We start from the raw sequence: 22,226 nt of genomic DNA, 5'->3' as shown, positions 1-22,226 counted from the left end.
ATTCAACCATCAATAATTACATAAAACAATACTATAACTTACTCATCAACAAAAACACGACCATCATTACGCCAGTGCTCTGAAGCCAAGCACGGCAATGCGCCATCATCGATCAGTAGCAAAATGAAGCGCAACGCACTTGAGACTACTAGCTCGTTGGCGGTATTACTGCAAAGCGCAGGACTACAGCGGCAAAAATCCGGATAATGCGCGCTAACTCAATATGCGTGCTATTTAAGGAATTCTGCCATGGAAATTAAGGTTAATTTTCTCGACAAGCTTCGTCTTGAAGCCAAGTTCGATGATTTCACGGTGGTGGCCGATCAGCCGATCCGCTACAAAGGCGATGGCTCGGCACCCGGGCCGTTCGACTATTTTTTAGCGTCATCGGCATTGTGCGCGGCGTATTTTGTGAAGTTGTATTGCGATACGCGCGGTATTTCAACCGAGCATATTCGTCTATCGCAAAACAATATTGTTGATCCAGAAAACCGCTATCAGCAAATATTCAAAATTCAGGTGGAATTACCCAAAGAAATCTCGGACAAAGATCGACAAGGCATTTTGCGCTCGATTGAGCGCTGCACAGTCAAAAAAGTCGTGCAAACGGGGCCTGAATTTATCATTGAAGAAGTCGATAATTTAGATGCCGATGCGCAGGCTTTGTTGACCTTAAACCCCGATGCGGACGCCGCCACCTATATCGTTGGTAAAGATCTACCGCTCGAGCAAACCATCGCCAATATGTCTGGCCTATTGGCCAACTTGGGCATGAAGATTGAAATCGCTTCGTGGCGCAATATCATCCCCAATGTTTGGTCGCTACATATTCGCGACGCGCACTCACCAATGTGTTTTACCAATGGCAAAGGCGCGAGCAAAGAAAGCGCATTGGCATCGGCCTTGGGCGAATTTATCGAGCGACTCAACTGCAATTTCTTTTATGCCGGCCAGTTTTGGGGCACCGACATTGCCAATGCCGAGTTTGTGCATTACCCGAATGAGCGCTGGTTTAAGCCGGGCCCAAACAATGCGCTACCGACTGAAATCCTCGATGACTATTGCCTGCCAATTTTCAACCCCGATGACGAGCTACTTGGCTCGCATTTGATTGACACCAATTCAGGTAATGCGGCGCGCGGCATCTGCTGCTTACCGTTTGTGCGTCAATCAGACGGCGAAACGGTGTATTTCCCAAGCAATTTGCTCGAAAACCTGTTTGTGAGTAACGGCATGAGCGCCGGCAATACCTTGGCCGAAGCGCAAGTGCAATGCCTATCAGAAATCTTCGAGCGCGCAGTGAAACGCGAAATTCTCGAGGGCGAAATCACGCTGCCCGATGTACCGCAAGCCGTACTGGAGAAATACCCGAGCATTTTAGCGGGCATTCAAGGCTTAGAAGAGCAAGGCTTCCCAGTCATCGTAAAAGACGCATCGCTTGGCGGTGTATATCCGGTCATGTGCGTTACGCTGATGAACCCACGTACCGGCGGCGTATTTGCCTCATTCGGCGCGCACCCGAGCTTAGAAGTCGCCTTAGAGCGCAGCCTAACCGAGTTGCTGCAAGGGCGTAGTTTTGAAGGCTTAAATGATTTGCCTCGGCCAACCTTTGAGAGCCAAGCTTTGACTGAACCGAATAACTTTGTCGAGCATTTTATTGATTCAAGCGGCATTGTGTCTTGGCGCTTTTTCAGTGCCAAAGCGCAGTACGAATTTGTTGAGTGGGATTTCTCCAGCCAAGGCGACAACGCCAATGCCGACGAAGCGGCTACCCTATTTGGCATTTTGGCCGACATGGGCAAACAAGCCTATATGGCGGTGTACGATCAACTCGGTGCTATCGCCTGCCGCATTGTGGTACCTGGCTATTCGGAAATTTACCCGATCGACGACTTGGTCTGGGATAACACCAATAAAGCGCTATTGTTCCGCGAAGATATTTTGAACTTGCACCGCCTAAGTGATGTGCGTCTAGTGGCCCTGCTCGATCGTTTAGAAGACAACGAGCTGGGTGATTACTCAACCATCACCGACTTAATTGGCATTGCCTTTGATGAAAATACCGTTTGGGGTCAACTCACCGTACTCGAACTCAAACTATTGATTCATCTGGCCTTGCATCAATATCCTGAAGCGCATGAGCTCGTCGGTGCTTTCTTGCAGTACAACGACAACACCCTTGATCGCGTATTGTTTTATCAAGCGATGAATGTGGTACTTGAAGTTGAGATGGATGATGAGATGGAACTGGCCGACTACGAGGTCAACTTCCGTCGCATGTTTGGCAACGAAAGGATCGACGCGGTGATCGGCTCAATCAACGATACCATCCGCTTTTATGGCTTGACGCCAACCAGCATGCAACTAGAAGGACTTGATCGCCACCAGCGCATCATCGATAGCTACCAAAAACTGCACACCGCACGCGCAACCGCAGCGGGGATGTCGAACACTTAAGCTTTAGGCATTGTCGATAGGTATATGGCTGTAAACTTTTATTTATAAATATTACAGCCATATACATACACAAACGTCGGATGGCTGGCGCAGAATTTTGCCGATACCGATCGATAGGCCATAAAAAAACCCTCAAAACAATTGAGGGTTTTTTTACAGCTAAATTAACGACTCGCTAAACCGACTCGGTTCAGAAAGGAATATCGTCTTCAAAGTCGTCAAAATTACGCGCCGGTTTTGCCGCAGCTTGTGGTGGTGCTTGGCGTGGTGCTTGTTGTTGCTGTTGCACTGGGGCGCTGTATTCTTGGTTGAAATCATCACCACCGCCTTGCTGGTTGTAACCACCGCCGGCGTTACCACCGGTATCACCACGCCCGCCGAGCATTTTCATTTCATCAGCGATAATTTCAGTGGTGTAGCGATCAGCACCCGTTTGCTTATCTTGCCATTTGCGAGTTTGCAAACGACCTTCGATATACACGCTGCTGCCTTTTTTTAAGTATTGGCCGGCAATTTCAGCCAAGCGGCCATACATGCTGATGTTATGCCATTCGGTTTTTTCTTGCTTTTGGCCAGATTGCTTGTCTTTCCAGCTCTCAGTGGTCGCAATCGAAAAATTACATACTGCATTGCCATTAGGCATAAAGCGCGTTTCTGGGTCTCTACCCAAATTACCAATTAGCAATACTTTATTTAATGAGGCCATTCATTTGCTCCAGTTTTTTTAAATCAATTCAATTTTTACGGCGCCTAGCACCGCACAATTTATGTCGTAGCGATATTGGTTTCAGCGATGAGTCGATCGACTTCAGCTTCGTCATAGCCCGCTTGCATCACTTTGAGCAGGGCGACGCGCTCGTCGATCAAAACCACGGCTTCTTTTACACCATCAATGGCGCCTAGTTTAGCAGACAGTCGGCCTACATCGCCTGACCATTCCTCACCAATGTGGAACATTTTGGTTTTGACCGGCAGTGGCGCTTGCATTCCCCATGAGACTAAAAGCCACACGGCCATCAGTAATGCGCACAGCGCAAACACCGGCATAGGGCTTTGAAACTCTTGGTATAAATACCCCGCTAATGCCGAGCCCATAAACATACTCGCCGCTTGGCAGGTGTTGTAAACACCCATCGCGGTGCCTTTGGCGGCGGTGGGAGCGATTTTAGAAATCAACGACGGTTGGGTGGCTTCTAAAATATTAAAGGCAATAAAATACACCCCTAGCCAAGCCACAATCCACGTGAGGCTGGGCATCCATAAAGTCATGCCCAGTTGCGCGGCAAACATCAGCGCGATGGCAAATAAAAACACTTCTTTAAGGTGGTTTTTTTTCTCACCATAAATAATTGCCGGCACCATCAACACAAAACCGACCAACACGACCGGCAAATACACCCACCAATGATGAGCCACATCAATGCCACCAATTTGCTTGAGTAGCAAGGGCATCACGGTAAACATGGCCATTTGCGAAGCGTGTAGCGCAAAAACACCGTAATTCAAACGCAGTAATTGCGGGTCTTTTAACACTTGCGGCAAGCGGCTGGCATTGGCTTCAGCATCGGAATGAAAACGCGATACTGCGGGATTAGGCACCACTTTCCACACGCCGATCAAAGCGGCAATAGTAAGACCAGCGGTGAGTAAGAAAATCCCCGGCAAGCCTATCCATTCGGCGAGTTTGGGCGCGGCCACCAGAGAAATAGCAAAGGTTGACGCAATTGACGCGCCAATCATCGCCATCGCTTTAGTGCGATGCTCTTCGCGGGTTAAGTCAGCCAATAACGCGGTCACTGCCGCCGAAATCGCCCCCGCGCCCTGCACTGCACGGCCCACAATCAACCACGCAATATGGTCCGCCATGGCACACATAATCGAGCCAATGGCAAACAGCGCCAAGCCGATATAAATGACTTTTTTGCGGCCAACATGATCAGACCACATGCCAAATGGCAATTGCAGCAAAGCTTGCGTTAAGCCATAAGCACCAAAGGCCAAACCGACCATGGTGTGATTTTCACCGCCGGGCAAATGCCCCGCGTAAACCGCAAACACTGGCAAGATCAAAAACATGCCCAGCATGCGAAGTGCATACAGCCCAGCTAGGCTGCTTGCGGCGCGCAATTCTAACGCCGACATAGTAGGAGAAACAGACATCAGCAGCCACATCAACAAAAGGATGGGCGATTTTAACAGCTCAGCCTCAGGATGGCAGTGTTTGCTTTATGATTGATTAAGAATACCTGCAGCACATCCCTATCCAGACTGGCCATATTCAAAGGGTATATCGATACAAGCTATTTAATTCAATGCCGATAGCTAAATACCTATAGATAAATGCCCTGCCACACCGCATCAGCACCCAAGCTGGCAAATACTGCTCTCATTTGTACCCAAGCAAATGAAAGACCGAGCAGCCCATCACTACGCAGACGCAGCAATTCCCCACAATTTGCACTTAATTCGAGGCTGGATGCGCGGCGCTGGCGGCATTGGCCACGCTTTGAAAATCAGCATCTAGCTGCGCCAATTGCGCGAATTTATTCGCGAACCACGCCGCATCGTACCAAGCCACATTCTGGCTATGCTTTACATCGTCCCACAAAGAAAAAAACCAACGCCGCGCCGCAAAGCCATCCGCTAAAGGATGCTGCTCGATATAGCTTTCCAATAAGCGCCAATCGGCAAATGCATCTGCCAAATGAAAAATATCCTGCTCACGATGGCGAAATGCCACATCACACGGATCAATGGCAGCAAGCGGCAAGCCGCTACTTGCGTCATATAAAAAATTACACGCGTGGGGGTCATCGTGGCACAGTGACGATGGCCCCGTAATGGGCGCCAACATGCGTTCACGCTCAGCCCACAGCTTGGCAAACGCGCTGCGTAATGGCGCAGAAAACGGCGAATTTGCAGTATTCAAACCATCCAGCAACGGCCGCGTCCACGATTCAAATGCGGGTAAAAATTCCGGTGTGAACTCACCATTGGCATGTTCAAAACCTCGCGCATCACTTACCGCATGCCACGCCAACATTTGCTCAACAATCCGCTGCGCCGTTTGTACCGGATTAGGCAAAGGATTGGGTAATTCCCATGCAGGAACGCCCAATAAACGCGGCATCAGAAAGGTATCGAGCTTGCCATGTTCACCCAAAATTTCGCGATGCTCTAAAACCTCGGACATTGGTAATACGCTATGCACTCGTAAGCGATTCAGGGCGATGATTTCAGAGGCCAAGCGCCCAGCTTGCCGAGAAAATTTAACGACAAACTCACCCTGCTCGGCCCGCAGCAACACCACATGCCCATAAAACGACGGAATTTCTTGCGTTATTTGCAGATTGGTTAAACCCGCTTGCGCCGCAAAGGCCAATGCCGGCGCTAGATAGTCCGAAGGATTCATCGCATTCACAGTATTTTCCTCGCACTTACAGTTTAAGCGTCTAGTAATCTTCAATTAATATTGGTATTGCAAGCCAAGCTGACGCCAACTATAAAGTACAAATCAATATTTTGAATTTTTAGCGACTTTGCGCAATCAGGAGTGTGGTTTATGCTACAAGCGCCAACCACGATGTTAAACGCTTTAGCAGCACTGACTAGCCTGCATGATCGCGACGCACTTTCATTAAGCTTGTGCATTACCTTGCAAGAAATTTTTGACTTCAAGCAGCTCGATCTCTATCACTACCGAGCGGCGCCGCTGCAAACCGACTGCGCATGGCAAATCAAACACACGATTCACCTGCAAGATGGCCAAATGTCGCAATCTTGGCATTGGCATGAGCATGAGCATGAAATCCTTAGCAATCTGTCGCCCGAGCTTGATCCCCTGATTACCCAAGCACTCAGCTCAAGCGAAGCCAGCGTTTTATCGTCGGATGGCTACCGTGTGGTGCGTTGCCTATATTCGGCCAATCAACCGCAACTGCTCATCGACTGCCGCAATACCAGCGCCTTAAGTGCTAAAGATTTACATGTGCTGCATGGCATGACGCGAATTTACGAAAATCACAGCACCCTGCTCGACTATGGCCAAACCGATACCCTAACCGGCTTACTCAATCGCAAAACCTTAGAGCAACAATTTTTCAAAGTGATGGCGCATCAAAAAAACATCAACAATCTCGAGCCCAGTAGCACAGACATTGAATGTGAACGCCGCAGCCATTCTGATAACGAGGCTTATTTCCTCGCTGTGATGGATATTGATCACTTCAAACGAATCAACGATCAATTTGGGCATATTTATGGAGATGAAGTGTTACTTTTGATCGCCCAACTGATGAAGGCCAGCTTTCGCAGCGAAGATCATTTGTTTCGATTTGGCGGAGAAGAATTCGTCATCATGATCGGTCCACAATCTGAGGACAGTGCACTACAAGCCGTCGAACGGTTTCGCGAGCGGGTGGCGAAGTTTGATTTTCCACAAGTGGGTCAAGTCACCATCAGCATTGGCATTACTCAATTACTTGATTTTGAAATTTTAAGCACTGTACTTGGCCGCGCAGATGAAGCTTTATATCAAGCCAAAGACCAAGGTCGCAATCGCGTTGTGAATGCGGCAATCGATGCCATGAGCATCAAAGAACACAGCCCGAATAATGGCAGTATTGAATTATTCTAAGCACCGTATTCGCCCGCTTAGCCCGCACTTTGGTAGCAAAGTGAACATTCGTACTCTTCACTACCCCGCGCTGCGGCAAAGCGCTACAATGCACGGTTACTTTTGCCGCCGGATAATGCCATGTACCGCTCTGCACTTGCCACTGACCAGCCAATGATCCGCATTCGCGGAGCCCGTACACATAACCTCAAAAACGTGAACTTAGACTTGCCACGTGGCAAGCTGATTGTCATCACCGGCTTATCTGGCTCAGGTAAATCGTCCTTGGCTTTCGACACTTTGTATGCCGAAGGGCAACGCCGCTACGTTGAATCACTGTCGGCGTATGCGCGGCAGTTTTTGCAATTAATGGAAAAGCCCGATGTCGATTTGATTGAAGGGCTCTCGCCTGCCATTTCCATCGAGCAAAAAGCCACTAGTCACAACCCGCGCTCAACCGTGGGCACGGTGACCGAGATTCACGATTATTTACGCCTGTTGTTTGCCCGTGTTGGCACACCGTTTTGCCCTGAACACAATCAGGCGCTGCAAAGCCAAACCGTTAGCCAAATGGTTGATCATGTGTTGGCGCTGCCCGAAGACAGTAAACTGATGATTTTAGCGCCAGTGATTATGGGCAAAAAAGGCGAAAACGCCGACTTGCTCGAAGAACTACGTGCGCAAGGTTTTGTTCGTGTTCGCATCGACGGCGAAGTGTTCGAGCTCGACGAAACCCCGAAACTCGACAAAAACAAAAAACACACCATTGATGTTGTCATCGATAGACTGAAAGTACATGCCGACATCCAGCAACGACTCGCCGAAAGCTTTGAAACCGCATTGCGCCACGCCGAAGGCCGCGCCATTGCGGTTGAAATGGACACCGGCAAAGAGCATTGGTTTTCGGCCAAATTTGCTTGCCCAATTTGTAGCTACAGCTTACCTGAGCTTGAGCCGCGCCTATTCTCGTTCAACAATCCAATGGGCGCTTGTCCTTCGTGCGACGGCTTAGGCCACCGCACCTTTTTTGATCCCAAGCGCGTCGTGGCGCATCCCGATCTGAGCTTGGCCGCTGGAGCAGTCAAAGGCTGGGATAAACGCAATCAGTTTTATTTCCAAATGCTGATGAGCATTGCCGAACATTACGGCTTTGATATCAATACGGCGTGGAATGAATTAAGTAGCGAAGTACAAGACGCGATCTTGCAAGGCTCGGGGCGCGATGAAATCGCCTTTATGTATACCAATGAACGCGGCAATAAGTTCGAGCGCGCCCATGCTTTTGAAGGGATTATTCCGAATTTAGAGCGCCGCTACAAAGAAACCGATTCAATGGCGGTGCGTGAAGAGCTGGCCAAATATCAAAATAATCAAGTTTGCCCAAGCTGCAATGGCGCACGTTTACGCACCGAAGCGCGCCATGTACAAGTTGGAGGTATTACTCTGCATGCCATATCCAAAATGGCTTTGCGAGATACACTGCTATTTTTTACCGGTTTACATTTAGAAGGCGCCAAAGCGCAGATTGCCGAAAAAATCGTTAAAGAAGTCAGCGAACGACTCGGCTTTTTGGTCAATGTTGGCCTCGATTACCTGTGCCTTGAACGCAGCGCCGACACACTGTCGGGCGGCGAAGCACAGCGTATTCGCTTAGCCAGCCAAATTGGTTCTGGCCTCACTGGCGTGATGTATGTACTCGATGAACCATCCATTGGTCTGCATCAGCGCGACAACGACCGCTTGATCGGCACTTTGATTCATCTGCGCGATTTGGACAATACGGTGATTGTCGTTGAGCATGATGAAGACGCGATGCGGGCTGCCGATTGGCTGATTGATATGGGCCCAGGCGCTGGCGTGCACGGTGGCGAAGTGATTGCCTACGGCAAACCTGACGACGTGTTTAACAACCCCAATTCCGTCACTGGCCAATTTATGACCGGCAAACGCAAAATTGCGATGCCCGCCACCCGCCGTGTGCCCACCGAAGGTCGTTGGTTGCATATCAAAGGGGCAAGCGGGAATAACTTAAAAGACGTCGATCTGGATTTGCCGCTGGGCATGATGGTGTGCATTACTGGGGTTTCTGGCTCGGGTAAATCGACACTAATTAACGACACTTTGTATGCCATTGCCGCACGTGAACTCAATGGCGCCGGGATCGAATCGTCGCCTTATCACAGCGTGCATGGGCTTGAGCATCTAGATAAAGTCATTAATGTCGATCAATCGCCGATTGGCCGCACGCCGCGCTCGAATCCCGCAACGTATACCGGGCTCTTTACGCCGATTCGTGAACTGTTTTCAGGCGTACCGATGAGCCGCGAACGCGGTTATGGGCCGGGACGATTCTCGTTCAACGTCAAAGGCGGTCGCTGTGAAGCGTGCCAAGGCGATGGCGTGATTAAAGTCGAAATGCATTTCTTGCCCGATGTGTACGTTCCGTGCGATGTGTGCCATAGCAAACGCTATAACCGTGAAACGCTGGAAGTCTTGTACAAAGGCAAAAACATTACTGAAGTTTTAGAAATGACAGTGGAAAACGCGCTGGCCTTCTTTAGCGCCGTGCCCACCGTTGCCAGAAAGCTGCAAACCTTAATGGACGTTGGCTTGGGCTATATTCGCCTAGGGCAAAGCGCCACGACGCTCTCAGGCGGCGAAGCACAACGGGTGAAATTGGCGCTGGAACTCTCCAAACGCGACACCGGCCGCACGCTGTATATCTTGGATGAGCCGACCACGGGTTTGCATTTTCACGATATCGATCTGCTACTGACCGTGGTGCAGCGCTTGGCGGGGCACGGCAATTCAATTGTCGTGATTGAGCATAATCTGGACGTGATTAAAACCGCCGACTGGGTGATTGATTTGGGTCCCGAAGGCGGCGCTGGCGGCGGACAAATTATTGCCACCGGCACGCCTGAAGAAGTGGCCAAAAATCCACATAGTCATACAGGGTATTACCTTGCACGCTCTTTAAATAAAGCGCCTGAATAAAATACCCCCAATAAAAAAACCGCCAACATTACATTGGCGGTTTTTTATCGTCTTTTATTTTACTGATTAGGGTTGCCCATAGTGGCTGAGTAATTTATCTAGCCATTTTGACGCACTTAAACGCTGCGGCATGGTGCCTTTATACAAGAGCATTTCTAAACGTTCAAATGCTTCACGACGTTGATCATCGGCAATTAGGACGGCAATTTCTTGCAAAGTAGCATCGTCAGAGACAAAGTCTTTCGCCTCAAATTGCCGGCGCTGTGATACTACAGACGACAAGCTAGCATCAATTTCGCGATCTTGCTGAGCGGCAAAAACACTCAATTGATCAGCGCCCCGCTCATTGGCATTGGCTGTAGGCAACAAATCTAAATCAAAGTGAAAGGCATCCTGCTGCGCTGTGCTCAAGTCGCTATTGACTGGGCTAGCAGCTAAAATTGGCGCTAAATTTGCGGAGTTAATTGCTGCGCCTTCTACAGGTGCATGCGCCAATGAATGCGCTGCTGAGCGCGCATCTAGCGATTGATATAAAGGATTATTGACGTCAATTTGCTGCCCCATACTTTGCACTTGTTGCCACAATGAATCGCTGGCAAATTGCAAGCGAAACGCCACGGCACGTTCTTGAAATGCCTCAAGCATGTTTTCTTGCGCAAACACCTCTAACAGCTTCATCCACAAAGCCAATGCATGTGGATGCTCAAGCAATTCATCGCTGAGTAGCTGAATGGCTTGGGCCTGCATGCCATAGTCGAGTAAAAGTTGCGCTTCTTCTGCAACCGAGTTTGGCGAAACCACATCCACCGCTTCATTACGCCAGTCACGCTCGTCACGCTCGTCATATTCCGGCACGCTGGGGGTTTCTTCCGTCATAAAGCCGCTGGTTCGCGTGAGTGAATGCGGAAAATGGCTTGGCGTTCTTTGCGTCAAAATTGTCGTTGGATTGCCATGTAAAGTGGCAACGCCCAACGCAGAATACGAGGTATCTTCAGTAATACGCTGCCGTTGACGCCAAATCAGCACCGCAATCGCCAATCCAATTAAGCCTAAAAATAAAAACCATTGCCAAGAAAATAAAACGTCTTCTGCAATCTTGCTCTCGCTTTTCGCCGCTGGCGAAACCTTAGCCCCACTCACTTGATGCAGTTGCTGCTCTAATTGCTTAATTTGATCTTTAAGCTGTAGCATTTGCGCCGCTTGCTCATCGGATTCAAGCGACAATAAACCCTCTCGCAAGCGTAAGATTTCCGCCGGAGATAAATTATTTTTTTGTTTTAAATCTAATGCTGGCAGGGACAGGCGCAAACGAAACTCACCATCCGCAGCAGGTGCGGCGAGCGGTTCGACCGCCTCAGCGGGGGGATTGGCTGGGGTTAAACTTAATCTGGCTTCAGTGGCGAGTGGCACCACATGCTGTGCGCTCGTGACTTTCGTTTTTGGGTTCGGATTCGTTATTGGCGCGGGCAGCTGAACTCGCCATTGATTGCCTAAACGCACTGTCGTGCCTTGTGGCAAATCGGGATTCAATTCATAAAGACGTTCAACAAAACGCGTCCGCAGTTGCGCTTGATTTGGGTAATAACGGCGAGCGATATTGGCGACCGTATCCCCCTCTTCGGTTAACCACACAGAGCCTAAGCGTGGTAAATCGCGCTGGCTGATAGGTGGATTAATCGATGCATTGCGTTTTTTATTCGGCGCTTGGTATTCATGCGGATCGAGTAGTACGCTGTAATCGCGCTGAAAAACCCGATTTTCCTCCCCTGGGCATTTCACTCGAACGGCGAAATTCAATATGGGCTCATGCCAAGCATCAAGCCCCTGCACCAAAAGTCGTCCACCCGCGCCATCGGGTTGAAAAACCAGTTTGGCACGGCGCAGTACATTTTGTTCTTCGCCACTATGTAAACCCACTAAACGAAAACATTGGCTACTTAGGGTTTCTTCTTCTAAAGCTGCAACAGCTACACTCGCCGAAAATTGTTCACCCAATGCCGAATACACCCGCAAATCGCCGAGCATAGCAGCGCGCGCGCCAGCCGCAATCATCAACATTGCAGCGAAAACGAAAATAAATTGGGGAAAGCGCAGCAGATGATGCAATTTTCTTATCATTATTTTTTCATAGACATTTCAAACACACATCAACAAAACACCATCGCATAGCCAGCAGTGCGCTGAAATAAATCGCTCAGGCCCACTCTGAGCTATCCATTTTTGTCCAGCAACAAACGAGCTTGCTGAATGCTTTGCGCTGATCTGTTTGCTAAAACTCTGTCACCAATACCATTAAATACGCCAATAAAGCGAATCCTCCGATCCGTCGTGTTGATGCATTTAATCCGCAACAAAAATCCTTTATCAACTCAAACCACACAAATACCATCTGCATTAAACAATGCAATCAAGCCATACACTCAATAAATCCTACAGCACTACAACACAAAATGAGCTGTAGTGCTTTGAGTACGCTTAACAAATTGTTAGCGATTGATTTTATACAATATCAAGATGATCTAGACCAGACAAAACGTCACGATTTTTCGATTCTGTGCCATTTAATTTGATTTGCAAGCGTAAATCATTCACCGAGTCGGCATTACGTAAGGCATCTTCATAGCTAATGCGATTGGCTTCAAATAAATCAAATAGCGACTGATCAAATGTTTGCATGCCTAATTCACGCGATTTTTTCATAATTTCTTTAATCTCGTGAACTTCACCTTTAAAGATTAACTCCGAAATCAATGGTGAATTGAGCATGACTTCAACTGCGGCAACGCGGCCTTTACCCGATAAGTGCGGCACTAAGCGTTGCGAAACAAAAGCTTTTAAATTGAGCGATAAATCCATCAACAACTGGGAACGGCGTTCTTCAGGGAAAAAGTTAATAATCCGATCCAGTGCTTGATTAGCCGAGTTGGCATGCAATGTTGCCATGCAAAGATGGCCGGTTTCGGCAAACGCAATCGCATAATCCATGGTTTCACGATCACGTACTTCGCCGATCAAAATCACATCGGGCGCTTGGCGCAGCGTGTTTTTAAGCGCAGCCATCCAAGAATCGGTATCAACGCCCACTTCTCGCTGCGTAATAATCGAATTTTTATGCTCATGAACGTATTCAATCGGGTCTTCAATGGTAATGATATGGTCATAGGCGTTTTCATTCCGATGACCAATCATTGCCGCTAACGATGTTGATTTACCTGAGCCAGTCCCACCGACAAAAATCACTAAACCGCGCTTAGTCATCGCAATATCACGCAATACTGGCGGCAAATTTAATTGATCCAGCTTGGGGATTTCCGAATTAATCGTTCGCAGCACCATCCCCACACGGCCTTGCTGCATAAATGCATTCACCCGAAAGCGCCCCATTGATCCAGGGCTAATCGCGAAATTACATTCTTTATTGGCTTCAAAGTCTTCGGCTTGACGATCATTCATAATCGCCCGAGCTAATTCTTTGGTGTGTTGTGCGGTCAGTTGCTGATTAGAAACTGGAGTCACTCGACCGTCAATTTTCATTGCCGGCGGAAAATCAACGGTAATAAATAAATCCGAAGCATTTTTACTGCGCATATGGCGCAATAAATCATGCATAAACTTAGCGGCTTGTTCTTTTTCCATAATCGACTGAAATTAACCTTTAAAATTATCTGGAATCGCCGCTTTACCACGCGCATCGATAATTGATACCACATTACGCTGCACTAAATTTTGCAGACATTGATCCAAAGTTTGCATGCCATATTGTGAGCCGGTTTGAATCGATGAATACATTTGCGCAATTTTATTTTCGCGGATTAAATTTCGAATCGCCGGAATCCCAATCATAATTTCATGTGCTGCAACACGCCCTTGCCCATCTTTGGTTTTTAACAAGGTTTGCGAAATCACCGCGCGCAATGATTCAGACAGCATCGAGCGCACCATTTCTTTTTCTGCCGCTGGGAAAACGTCAACAATCCGGTCAATGGTTTTGGCGGCCGATGTGGTATGCAAGGTGCCAAACACCAAATGCCCGGTTTCTGCTGCCGTTAGCGCTAAGCGGATGGTTTCTAAATCGCGCATCTCACCCACCAAAATCACATCCGGATCTTCACGTAAGGCGCTACGTAATGCATTCGAAAACGACATCGTGTGCGGGCCGACTTCACGCTGATTCACGAGGCATTTTTTAGATTGATGTACGAACTCGATTGGGTCTTCCACCGTCAGAATATGGCCGTATTCATTATCATTAATGAAGTTAACCATGGCCGCGAGTGTGGTTGATTTACCCGAACCGGTTGGCCCGGTGACTAGCACCAAACCACGTGGGTTTTGTGCGATATCTTGAAAGACTTTTGGACAGCCCAGTTCTTCTAATGACAGCACCTTAGAGGGAATCGTCCGAAATACCGCACCAGCACCGCGATTTTGCACAAAAGCATTCACCCGAAAACGCGCTAAATTGGGAATTTCAAAAGAAAAGTCACATTCCAAGGTGTCTTCGTAAATTTTTCGCTGGCCATCATTCATAATGTCGTACACCATATCGTGCACGTCTTTATGCTCCATTGCTGGCAAGTTAATGCGCCGAACGTCGCCATGTACCCGAATCATCGGTGGCAAACCCGCAGAAAGGTGTAAATCGGATGCTTTATTCTTTACCGAAAAGGCTAAGAGTTCTGAGATTTCCATTTATAATTCTTCCTCTTATCCATCAAATTGGCCCAACAAAAGCCCATTATTAAGTATGGGCTTGGGCTTTTGAGTTAATTTTCCCATTATGGCAACGATTTTTACTGCATTGCAAGACGTACAGGCGAGGATTGACACTGCGTGCACAGCTGTAGGGCGAAACCCCGCAGAGGTGAAGCTATTAGCGGTAAGCAAAACCTTTCCGGCTAGCGATATCCATGCGCTCTATCAATTTGGTCAACGAGCATTCGGTGAAAACTATGTGCAAGAGCTGGTCAATAAATGCCAAGTATTGGCCGAATGCAAAGACATTGAATGGCATTTTATTGGTCCTTTACAGAGCAATAAAACCCGCTTAGTCGCAGAAAACGCCGCATGGGTGCATGCCATTGACCGACTCAAAATTGCCGAACGTTTGTCTGCGCAGCGACCGCTGCATTTGCCACCCTTGAATATTTGTCTGCAAATCAATGTTTCTGGCGAAACCAGCAAATCAGGGCTCGCCGCAGATCAAGTGATCGCATTAGCTGAGCAAGTGGTCAAATTACCGCAGCTTTGCTTACGTGGCTTGATGTGTATCCCAGAATCAAGCCATGATTCAACCATACTGGCGCAGCAATTTTTAGTTTTAGTGCAATTAAAAGAGCAACTCCAAGCTCGCGGATTAGCTTTAGACACCCTATCGATGGGCATGTCGAACGATTTAGAGCCAGCCATTGCCGCTGGCTCAACCTTAGTGCGTATTGGTAGCGCCATTTTTGGCCAGCGACATTATTCATCATGAACGCCGTAAGATGCTCAGGCATACGGTTTGATCAGGACATCAAATAACCATGAAAATTACATATATTGGCGGCGGCAATATGGCTAGCGCAATGATTGGCGGCATGTTGTCACAAGGCTTTAAAGGGCAAGACATCCACGTTGTTGAACCCGATGCCGGCAAACGCGTTGAACTTGCACAGCAATATGGCATTAGCTGCAGCGCACCGGATGAAGCGCTGCCAGCGAGCCAAGCCATTATTTTCGCGATTAAACCGCAACAATTTCGTACAGTGGCGCAAAGCATCCTGCCACAACTGAATCATGCTTTGGTGATTTCAATCGCCGCCGGAATTCGTGCCGCCACCATCAGCCAATGGCTGGCAGGCTATCAACGCATCGTTCGCGTGATGCCCAATACACCGGCTTTAGTGCAGGCGGGTATTTCTGGGGTGTATGCGACAGAACACGTGACCGATACTGACAAAGCCTTAACGACGCGTATTTTAGCGTCGATTGGTGAGCAAGTTTGGGTTAATGATGAATCGCAAATGGACGGGATTACCGCGATTTCTGGCAGTGGCCCTGCATATGTGTTTTATTTGATGGAAGCCTTGCAAGCTGCGGCCTTGGCGCAAGGTTTTGATGCTGAAATCGCCAATAAACTGGCCTACCAAACTTTTGCTGGCGCGGTCAAACTGGCGCTGACTAGCCCAGATGACGCAGGAACTTTACAGGTTAAAGTAACTTCTAAAGGCGGAACAACTGAACGCGCGATTCAAACGCTAGAAGCGCATCATGTTCGCGCTACTATGATTGCCGCCGCTGCCGCTGCCGCTGCGCGCTCAGTCGAGCTAGGTGACGAACTCAGTCAAGATCCAAAATAAATAGATAGGAGGCTCTATGCTCACCAGCGTACTCGATTTTTTAATACGCAATGTACTCGATTTCTTTATTTTATTGCTTTTGGTTCGATTTTATTTACAAGCGGCGAAAGTATCATTTCGTAATCCAATCGGCCAATTTGCGCTCGCATTAACCAATTGGATGGTACTACCCATTCGCCGTTTTATTCCGCCATTTAAAGGCTATGACAGCACCAGCCTGGGTTTGGCTTGGCTATTTGCACTCACAATGCATGCCTTACTTTTGGCGATTAGCCCGTGGCCGTTTAACTTTATGTCAGGCAATTCAATATTAGCTTTGACGCTAATTGCGACACTTGAGCTTTTCAAAATGTCGTTATATTTATTATTTGCTGCCGTAATTGGGCAAGCCCTAATGAGCTGGCTTTCACCCTATAACCCATTTATGGCGATTTTAACCGGATTAACCGCGCCGTTTTTACGACCGATCCAGAAAGTAATTCATCCGATTGGTGGGATTGATATCACACCATTTATTCTTATTTTATTCATTCAGCTCCTACTCAATGTGTTTGTCGCACAAATGGAGCCGATGATTCTTCAACAAGTCGTGGTATCTGCATAATGGCGCACAATCGCTGGTTCACTCAAAACGGAACAACCCTCACTTTACGTTTACACGTTCAGGCCAGTGGCAAAAAAACTGAATGTATTGGTTACTATGGTGATGCGTTAAAAATCAGGGTCGCAACGCCCCCTGTTAGCCACAAAATGAATGTGTGCTTAGTCACTTGGCTGGCCGATCAATTTGGAGTTCGCCCACAGCAGGTGGGGCTAAATAGTGGTGAAAACTCACAAAATAAAGTTTTCACCATCACAGGCAGCAAGGTATCGCCCGAGAAGCTAAACCCCGCTTAACTTAGCGATCAATACGTGGCGTGGTATCGACAGGATCAACTCGGCGATATTCTGCCTCAATGATGCCATCGTCCGGTCTAGGCTGGCCGATGGTGGATTTAGTTTTCCAGGGTAAGAGCAAAATCAAAGCGATTGCATCACTGATTAAACCCGGAATAAGCAGCAGCACAGCAGCAATAAAATAGCGCGCAATGCCTAATAAACTATTGATCCCAACTTGGCCTGTGCGAATATCGTGCATTAGTTTTAAACCCATCGCCAAGCGATGATGACGTAGCATCAAAATACCCAAGCAAAACGATGCGATAACCCAAATCAGCGTCCAAAAAGTGCCAATCGTATCGGCAAGCCAGATCAAAGACATGACTTCAAGAAAAGGATAAGCCAATAGGCATCCGAACAAAAGGTAAGGCATGACAACTCCAACTGAAATTTTAATCGTGTGGTGCAACTGCCCCGATCATGCCACTGCAACGCAATTGGCATCGGGTTTGGTTAAAGAAAAACTAGCCGCTTGTGTGAATGTTTTACCTGCTGTGGAATCTATTTACCATTGGGAGAATAGGTTAGAAAATGCCACAGAAGTTCCATTGATGATCAAAACCACTCGCGCCAACTATTGCCAACTTGAAAACTGGTTACAAACTCATCACCCTTATACAATCGCTGAAATTATCGCCACGCCGGTCACCGCAGGCTTGCCCGCTTATCTAAATTGGGTTCGTACCGCCACTGCAGAGAACATTTAAATGCAACGTCTTTTAAGCTTTATTTTTTTAATCTTTATTTCTTTCGGCTCGCAAGCGCAAACCGAGTTGCTGGCCCCAGATAAAGCCTTTATTCCCAGCTTAATTGCGCTTGACTCGCATACCTTTGCGGCTGACTTCAATGTGGCTCCGCAATATTATCTCTATCGTGATCGAATCAGCTTTTCTGCTAACGGCCACGAAATCGAAACTGTATTTCCCAAAGGCGAGATGAAAGACGATCCCAGCTTTGGTCGAGTCGAGGTTTATAAACACGATACCCGCATTCTGCTGAAATTCAAACAAGCCGTCGACGCAACGCTACCCATTACCTTCAAATATCAAGGTTGTGCCGATGCGGGGATTTGCTACCCGCCACAAACCCAAATTTTACAGCCTGGGAAAAATACCCAAAATAAAGCTGTGAATGATTTATTTGGCAGCAATAGTAATAGCCCCCCATCGCAAGATGAACCCGATTATTTTGCTGGCAGTTTTCTTGGCACGCTGGGCGTGTTTTTTTTGGCCGGCATTGGCCTAGCTCTCACCGCCTGCATGTATCCGCTCATTCCAATTGTGTCTGGCATTGTCATTGGTCATAACGCCAAACAAATTAAGCCACAACGCTGGCAAGCTTTTGCTCTTACTTTTATCTACGTACAAGGCATGGCACTGGCCTATACAGCGATCGGCATCGCCGCTGCCGCAACGGGGACTTTATTGGTGGTAGTCTTGCAACAACCCATCGTGATTGCCGCATTTGCTTTATTTTTCGTCATGATGGCTTTGGCCATGCTTGGCGTATTTCATTTGCAACTCCCTCAAGGCCCACACAATTTTATTAATAATCTAGCCAATCGCTTACCGGGTGGACGCTGGTTATCGGTATTTGTGATGGGTTTACTCTCGGCCTTATTAGTCGGCCCCTGCATTGCCCCACCGCTGGCTGCTGCTTTAGCTTATCTGGGTAAAACCGGCGATTTATTCCTTGGTGGTGCCGCACTATATATGATGGCGCTTGGACTTGGCCTACCTCTATTACTGATTGGTGCATTTGGCTCAACGATATTGCCACGCCTTTCTGGGCGCATCATGCAAGGCATTAAAATCGCTTTTGGTATTGCACTATTGGGAATGGCGCTGTGGGTATCACGCCCATTGTGGGAAGTGTATTTGCGCCCTGCCGAACATCAACTTAATTTTGCTACAGTGACTTCATCCAGTCAGCTGGATCAAGCGCTATTGGCGGCACGTGGCAAACCAGTCATGGTCGACTTTTATGCCGACTGGTGTGTGGCTTGTATTGAATTTGAACGCGAAACCTTAAGCGACGACGCGGTACAAGATAAACTCAAAGAGATGGTCTTAATTCGCGTTGATGTGACTAAAAACAGTACAGAGGATGCCGCTTTATTGGCCCGCTTTGGTTTATATGGTCCACCGGCACTGATTTTTTATTCATCAGCAGGTCAAGAATTAAAACCACGCGTCATTGGCTTTCAAAATCCACGCGACTTTCTGCAAACGCTAAGCAAGATTGAGGCCCAGCAATGAAAAAATGGTTTCTCGCGCTGTTTTTATTGCATAGCAGCTGCTTTGCTGCCAACGATCTAGCGGGCTCATTGCCTGATTTGACCGGCAAGCCGCAAGCGCTATCGCAATGGCGAGGTAAACCGCTAGTGATTAATTATTGGGCTACCTGGTGTGGTCCATGTCGGCAAGAAATGCCTGAGCTGATCGAGCTACAAGCCAAATACGCTGGGAAAGTACAATTTATTGGCATTGCGATTGATGATGCCGCCGCCGTCAGCGCCTTTATCAAGCCGCTCAAAGTGAACTACCCCATGTTAATCGGTGGCAACACGGCAATGGAAATGATGCGTGGACAGGGCAATCTGCATGGCGGACTGCCCTTTACGGTGATTTTCGATGCGAAGGGACAAAAAATCGCCGTCGAGTTAGGTCGGATCAAGAAAGAACGGCTCGATCGCGCTTTAAATTTATTAAGCCAATAAAGCGCCAATGCCTAGGGTATATTAATCTAGTCATTATTAAATAATGGCTAGAGGCATATACCCTAAAAGCCGCAAAAAACGTCGCGCATCATCGCCACAACATCCAATGTGCGCTGGTCACCGACGCGGTAATAAACCCGATTGGCGTCCTTACGCGTTCGCAACACGCCTTTTTCACGCATCAAAGCTAAGTGCTGCGAAATATTCGATTGTGTCGTACCCACACGCTCAACGATATCTTGCACGCTCACTTCTTGATCGGCCAATACGCATAAAATTTTCAAGCGCAGCGGATGCGACATTGCCTTCATCGCTCGTGAAGCTTGGTCAATATGCTCATCGCCCATTAATGCAATAGAATCCATCATGTCTCTTATCTTTTTTATTAAATCTAACTTTATGTTTTCTGCTTTCCATCAGCAAAAAGACCAAACGCACACGGCATGATACCTGCTTAGGTTAGAATACTACCTACTATTGAATTTGATTCCAACCGCACTTACTTATTAATTGCGCGCCAAGCAATTCCATTCTTCTATTTAAACCTCAAGGATCGAGATATGACGCAAAAAATCACGCCTGTATTACTACTTATTTTAGATGGCTTTGGTTACCGTACCGGCGGCAATGACAATGCGATTTTACACGCGCGTAAACCGCATTTCGATCGTTTGTTTAGCCAATACCCATTTACAACAATTAACGCCTCAGAACAATTTGTGGGTTTACCTGCGGGGCAGTTTGGTAATTCAGAAGTCGGCCATTTAAACATTGGTGCCGGCCGTATCGTACAGCAAGATATTAGCCGCATCGACTGCGATGTGGCCGAAAATACACTGAAAGATAATCCGGTACTCAAAGCCGCGATGGACTCAGCCAAAAATAATAACAAAGCGCTACATATCATGGGCCTGATGTCCGATGGTGGCGTGCATTGCCATGAAGCGCACGTCTTTGCCTTAATCAAAGCAGCGCATGAGTACGGCGTACAAGATATTCGCGTTCACGCCTTCTTAGATGGCCGTGATACGCCACCACGTAGCGCCGAACGTTATATCGACCGCCTACAAGCAATTTGCGATACCAATGGTGCCAAAATCGCCGGCATCGTCGGCCGTTACTGGGCGATGGATCGCGACAATCGCTGGGAACGTGTTGAACCAGCGTACAAACTGATTGTGGATGGTGTTGGCCTTTACAGCGCACCAACGGCCATCGAAGGCTTAAAAGAAGCTTATTTACGCGATGAAAACGATGAATTCGTTTCCGCTACCGTGGTTGGCGAACCAAGCCAAATGGCCGATGGCGATGCCGTTGTCTTTATGAATTTCCGTGCAGATCGCGCGCGTCAATTAACTACCGCCCTCACCGCCAAAGACTTCCAAGGTTTTGAGCATCCACAGCGTCAACCGCAATTTGGCTATTTCTGCACCGCCACCGATTACGGTTCGGCTTACGATTTACCTGTGGCGTATACCAAACCGAAAGTACAAAACGGCTTTGGCGAATATGTGGCGAGTTTGGGCTTAAAACAATTACGCATTGCCGAAACCGAAAAATATCCGCATGTAACTTACTTCCTCTCTGGTGGTGAAGAAAGTGAATACGCCGGTGAAGATCGTATTTTGGTGCCATCGCCTAAAGTGGCCACTTACGACTTAAAACCAGAAATGTCGGCGCATGAAGTGACCGACAAATTGATTGGCGCAATCAACAGCCAACAATATGCCGCCATTATCTGCAATTACGCCAATGGCGACATGGTGGGTCATAGTGGTATTTTTGATGCAGCTGTGAAGGCCGTTGAAACTCTTGATCATTGCGTCAGCAAAGTAGTCGATGCGATGTTAGCAGCAGGCGGCGAAGTCATTATCACTGCCGATCATGGCAATTGTGAAATGATGTATGACCGCGATGCCAATCAACCGCATACTCAGCACACTACCGACGTAGTGCCATTTTGCTATATCGGCCGTAAAGCCAGCTTAAGTGCCGGTGGTGCCTTAAAAGACATCGCGCCTTCGTTATTGGCCATGATGGGTGTATCACAACCAAGCGAAATGACTGGTCAATCTTTGATTAGTTTTTTGTAAAAAGTAGCAAAAAGCCGCGTAATTCAGACTGAATCACGTGGCAATTTCAGCTAAAGGTTTAGTCG

General features: G+C 47.9%; 19 protein-coding genes. 11 read left to right on the top strand and 8 right to left on the bottom strand.

What is annotated here, in order from left to right; all coding sequences use genetic code 11:
- The first annotated feature begins 249 nt into the window (after window positions 1-249).
- Complete coding sequence (locus K4H25_RS04605; RefSeq protein WP_221022209.1) at window positions 250-2,457, top strand: OsmC domain/YcaO domain-containing protein; 2,208 nt, start codon at window positions 250-252, stop codon at window positions 2,455-2,457.
- A gap of 190 nt (window positions 2,458-2,647) precedes the next feature.
- Here K4H25_RS04605 and ssb read toward each other — a convergent pair whose 3' ends face one another.
- The 3 genes from ssb to K4H25_RS04590 form a co-directional block, all read right to left on the bottom strand.
- Window positions 2,648-3,163, bottom strand: a complete 516-nt coding sequence (gene ssb / locus K4H25_RS04600; protein ID WP_221022208.1) for a single-stranded DNA-binding protein — start codon at window positions 3,161-3,163, stop codon at window positions 2,648-2,650.
- 59 nt (window positions 3,164-3,222) lie between these two features.
- Window positions 3,223-4,617 (bottom strand): MFS transporter, encoded by a 1,395-nt coding sequence (locus K4H25_RS04595; protein ID WP_255588030.1) that lies wholly within the window; start codon window positions 4,615-4,617, stop codon window positions 3,223-3,225.
- A gap of 301 nt (window positions 4,618-4,918) precedes the next feature.
- On the bottom strand, window positions 4,919-5,869 hold the full coding sequence (locus K4H25_RS04590; protein WP_255588190.1) for a phosphotransferase: 951 nt from the start codon (window positions 5,867-5,869) through the stop codon (window positions 4,919-4,921).
- Between the two features lie 150 nt (window positions 5,870-6,019).
- Between K4H25_RS04590 and K4H25_RS04585 the strand changes: the two genes are divergently transcribed.
- Window positions 6,020-7,093: a GGDEF domain-containing protein gene (locus K4H25_RS04585; RefSeq protein WP_221022206.1), complete on the top strand. Its 1,074-nt coding sequence runs from the start codon at window positions 6,020-6,022 to the stop codon at window positions 7,091-7,093.
- Between the two features lie 120 nt (window positions 7,094-7,213).
- On the top strand, window positions 7,214-10,069 hold the full coding sequence (gene uvrA, locus K4H25_RS04580) for an excinuclease ABC subunit UvrA (protein ID WP_221022205.1): 2,856 nt from the start codon (window positions 7,214-7,216) through the stop codon (window positions 10,067-10,069).
- A 66-nt stretch (window positions 10,070-10,135) separates the two neighbouring features.
- On the opposite strand, the gene K4H25_RS04575 is transcribed toward uvrA, so the two are convergent.
- The 3 genes from K4H25_RS04575 to K4H25_RS04565 form a co-directional block, all read right to left on the bottom strand.
- Window positions 10,136-12,187, bottom strand: a complete 2,052-nt coding sequence (locus K4H25_RS04575; protein ID WP_221022204.1) for a type IV pilus assembly protein FimV — start codon at window positions 12,185-12,187, stop codon at window positions 10,136-10,138.
- A 381-nt stretch (window positions 12,188-12,568) separates the two neighbouring features.
- The gene (locus K4H25_RS04570; RefSeq protein ID WP_221022203.1) at window positions 12,569-13,705 is read right to left on the bottom strand and encodes a PilT/PilU family type 4a pilus ATPase; all 1,137 of its coding nucleotides are present in this window, start codon (window positions 13,703-13,705) and stop codon (window positions 12,569-12,571) included.
- A gap of 12 nt (window positions 13,706-13,717) precedes the next feature.
- Window positions 13,718-14,761: a type IV pilus twitching motility protein PilT gene (locus K4H25_RS04565; RefSeq protein WP_173533265.1), complete on the bottom strand. Its 1,044-nt coding sequence runs from the start codon at window positions 14,759-14,761 to the stop codon at window positions 13,718-13,720.
- 85 nt (window positions 14,762-14,846) lie between these two features.
- On the opposite strand from K4H25_RS04565, the gene K4H25_RS04560 reads away from it, so the two are divergent.
- From K4H25_RS04560 to K4H25_RS17105, 4 genes are read left to right on the top strand one after another with little or no spacing between them, the layout of a single operon-like run.
- Window positions 14,847-15,545 carry a YggS family pyridoxal phosphate-dependent enzyme gene (locus tag K4H25_RS04560; protein WP_374706354.1) on the top strand — a complete coding sequence of 233 codons (699 nt, stop codon included), beginning with the start codon at window positions 14,847-14,849 and terminating at the stop codon, window positions 15,543-15,545.
- A gap of 49 nt (window positions 15,546-15,594) precedes the next feature.
- A complete protein-coding gene (gene proC, locus K4H25_RS04555; RefSeq protein ID WP_221022201.1) occupies window positions 15,595-16,410 on the top strand; it encodes a pyrroline-5-carboxylate reductase in 816 nt (271 codons plus the stop codon).
- Between the two features lie 16 nt (window positions 16,411-16,426).
- A complete protein-coding gene (locus K4H25_RS04550; RefSeq protein ID WP_221022200.1) occupies window positions 16,427-17,014 on the top strand; it encodes a YggT family protein in 588 nt (195 codons plus the stop codon).
- Window positions 17,014-17,307, top strand: coding sequence for a DUF167 domain-containing protein (locus K4H25_RS17105; protein WP_173533261.1), 294 nt, complete (start codon window positions 17,014-17,016; stop codon window positions 17,305-17,307). The genes K4H25_RS04550 and K4H25_RS17105 overlap by 1 nt, the downstream gene beginning before the upstream one ends.
- A gap of 1 nt (window position 17,308) precedes the next feature.
- On the opposite strand, the gene K4H25_RS04540 is transcribed toward K4H25_RS17105, so the two are convergent.
- Complete coding sequence (locus K4H25_RS04540) at window positions 17,309-17,722, bottom strand: FxsA family protein (protein ID WP_221022199.1); 414 nt, start codon at window positions 17,720-17,722, stop codon at window positions 17,309-17,311.
- On the opposite strand from K4H25_RS04540, the gene cutA reads away from it, so the two are divergent.
- From cutA to K4H25_RS04525, 3 genes are read left to right on the top strand one after another with little or no spacing between them, the layout of a single operon-like run.
- Window positions 17,721-18,056, top strand: coding sequence for a divalent-cation tolerance protein CutA (cutA, locus tag K4H25_RS04535; RefSeq protein WP_221022198.1), 336 nt, complete (start codon window positions 17,721-17,723; stop codon window positions 18,054-18,056). The two genes, K4H25_RS04540 and cutA, sit on opposite strands and share 2 nt — an antisense overlap.
- Window positions 18,057-19,607 (top strand): protein-disulfide reductase DsbD, encoded by a 1,551-nt coding sequence (gene dsbD / locus K4H25_RS04530; protein ID WP_221022197.1) that lies wholly within the window; start codon window positions 18,057-18,059, stop codon window positions 19,605-19,607.
- Window positions 19,604-20,068 carry a TlpA family protein disulfide reductase gene (locus K4H25_RS04525; RefSeq protein ID WP_221022196.1) on the top strand — a complete coding sequence of 155 codons (465 nt, stop codon included), beginning with the start codon at window positions 19,604-19,606 and terminating at the stop codon, window positions 20,066-20,068. Before dsbD ends, K4H25_RS04525 begins: the two co-directional genes overlap by 4 nt.
- Before the next feature lie 62 nt (window positions 20,069-20,130).
- On the opposite strand, the gene K4H25_RS04520 is transcribed toward K4H25_RS04525, so the two are convergent.
- Complete coding sequence (locus K4H25_RS04520) at window positions 20,131-20,436, bottom strand: ArsR/SmtB family transcription factor (protein WP_226763265.1); 306 nt, start codon at window positions 20,434-20,436, stop codon at window positions 20,131-20,133.
- A 192-nt stretch (window positions 20,437-20,628) separates the two neighbouring features.
- Between K4H25_RS04520 and gpmI the strand changes: the two genes are divergently transcribed.
- Window positions 20,629-22,161, top strand: coding sequence for a 2,3-bisphosphoglycerate-independent phosphoglycerate mutase (gene gpmI, locus K4H25_RS04515; RefSeq protein WP_221022195.1), 1,533 nt, complete (start codon window positions 20,629-20,631; stop codon window positions 22,159-22,161).
- The last annotated feature ends 65 nt before the right edge of the window (window positions 22,162-22,226 follow it).

The organism is Deefgea piscis (assembly GCF_019665785.1).
Lineage (GTDB): Bacteria > Pseudomonadota > Gammaproteobacteria > Burkholderiales > Chitinibacteraceae > Deefgea.
Note: the sequence above shows the minus strand (reverse complement) of the source record. Positions and strands in the feature narration are given on the sequence as shown.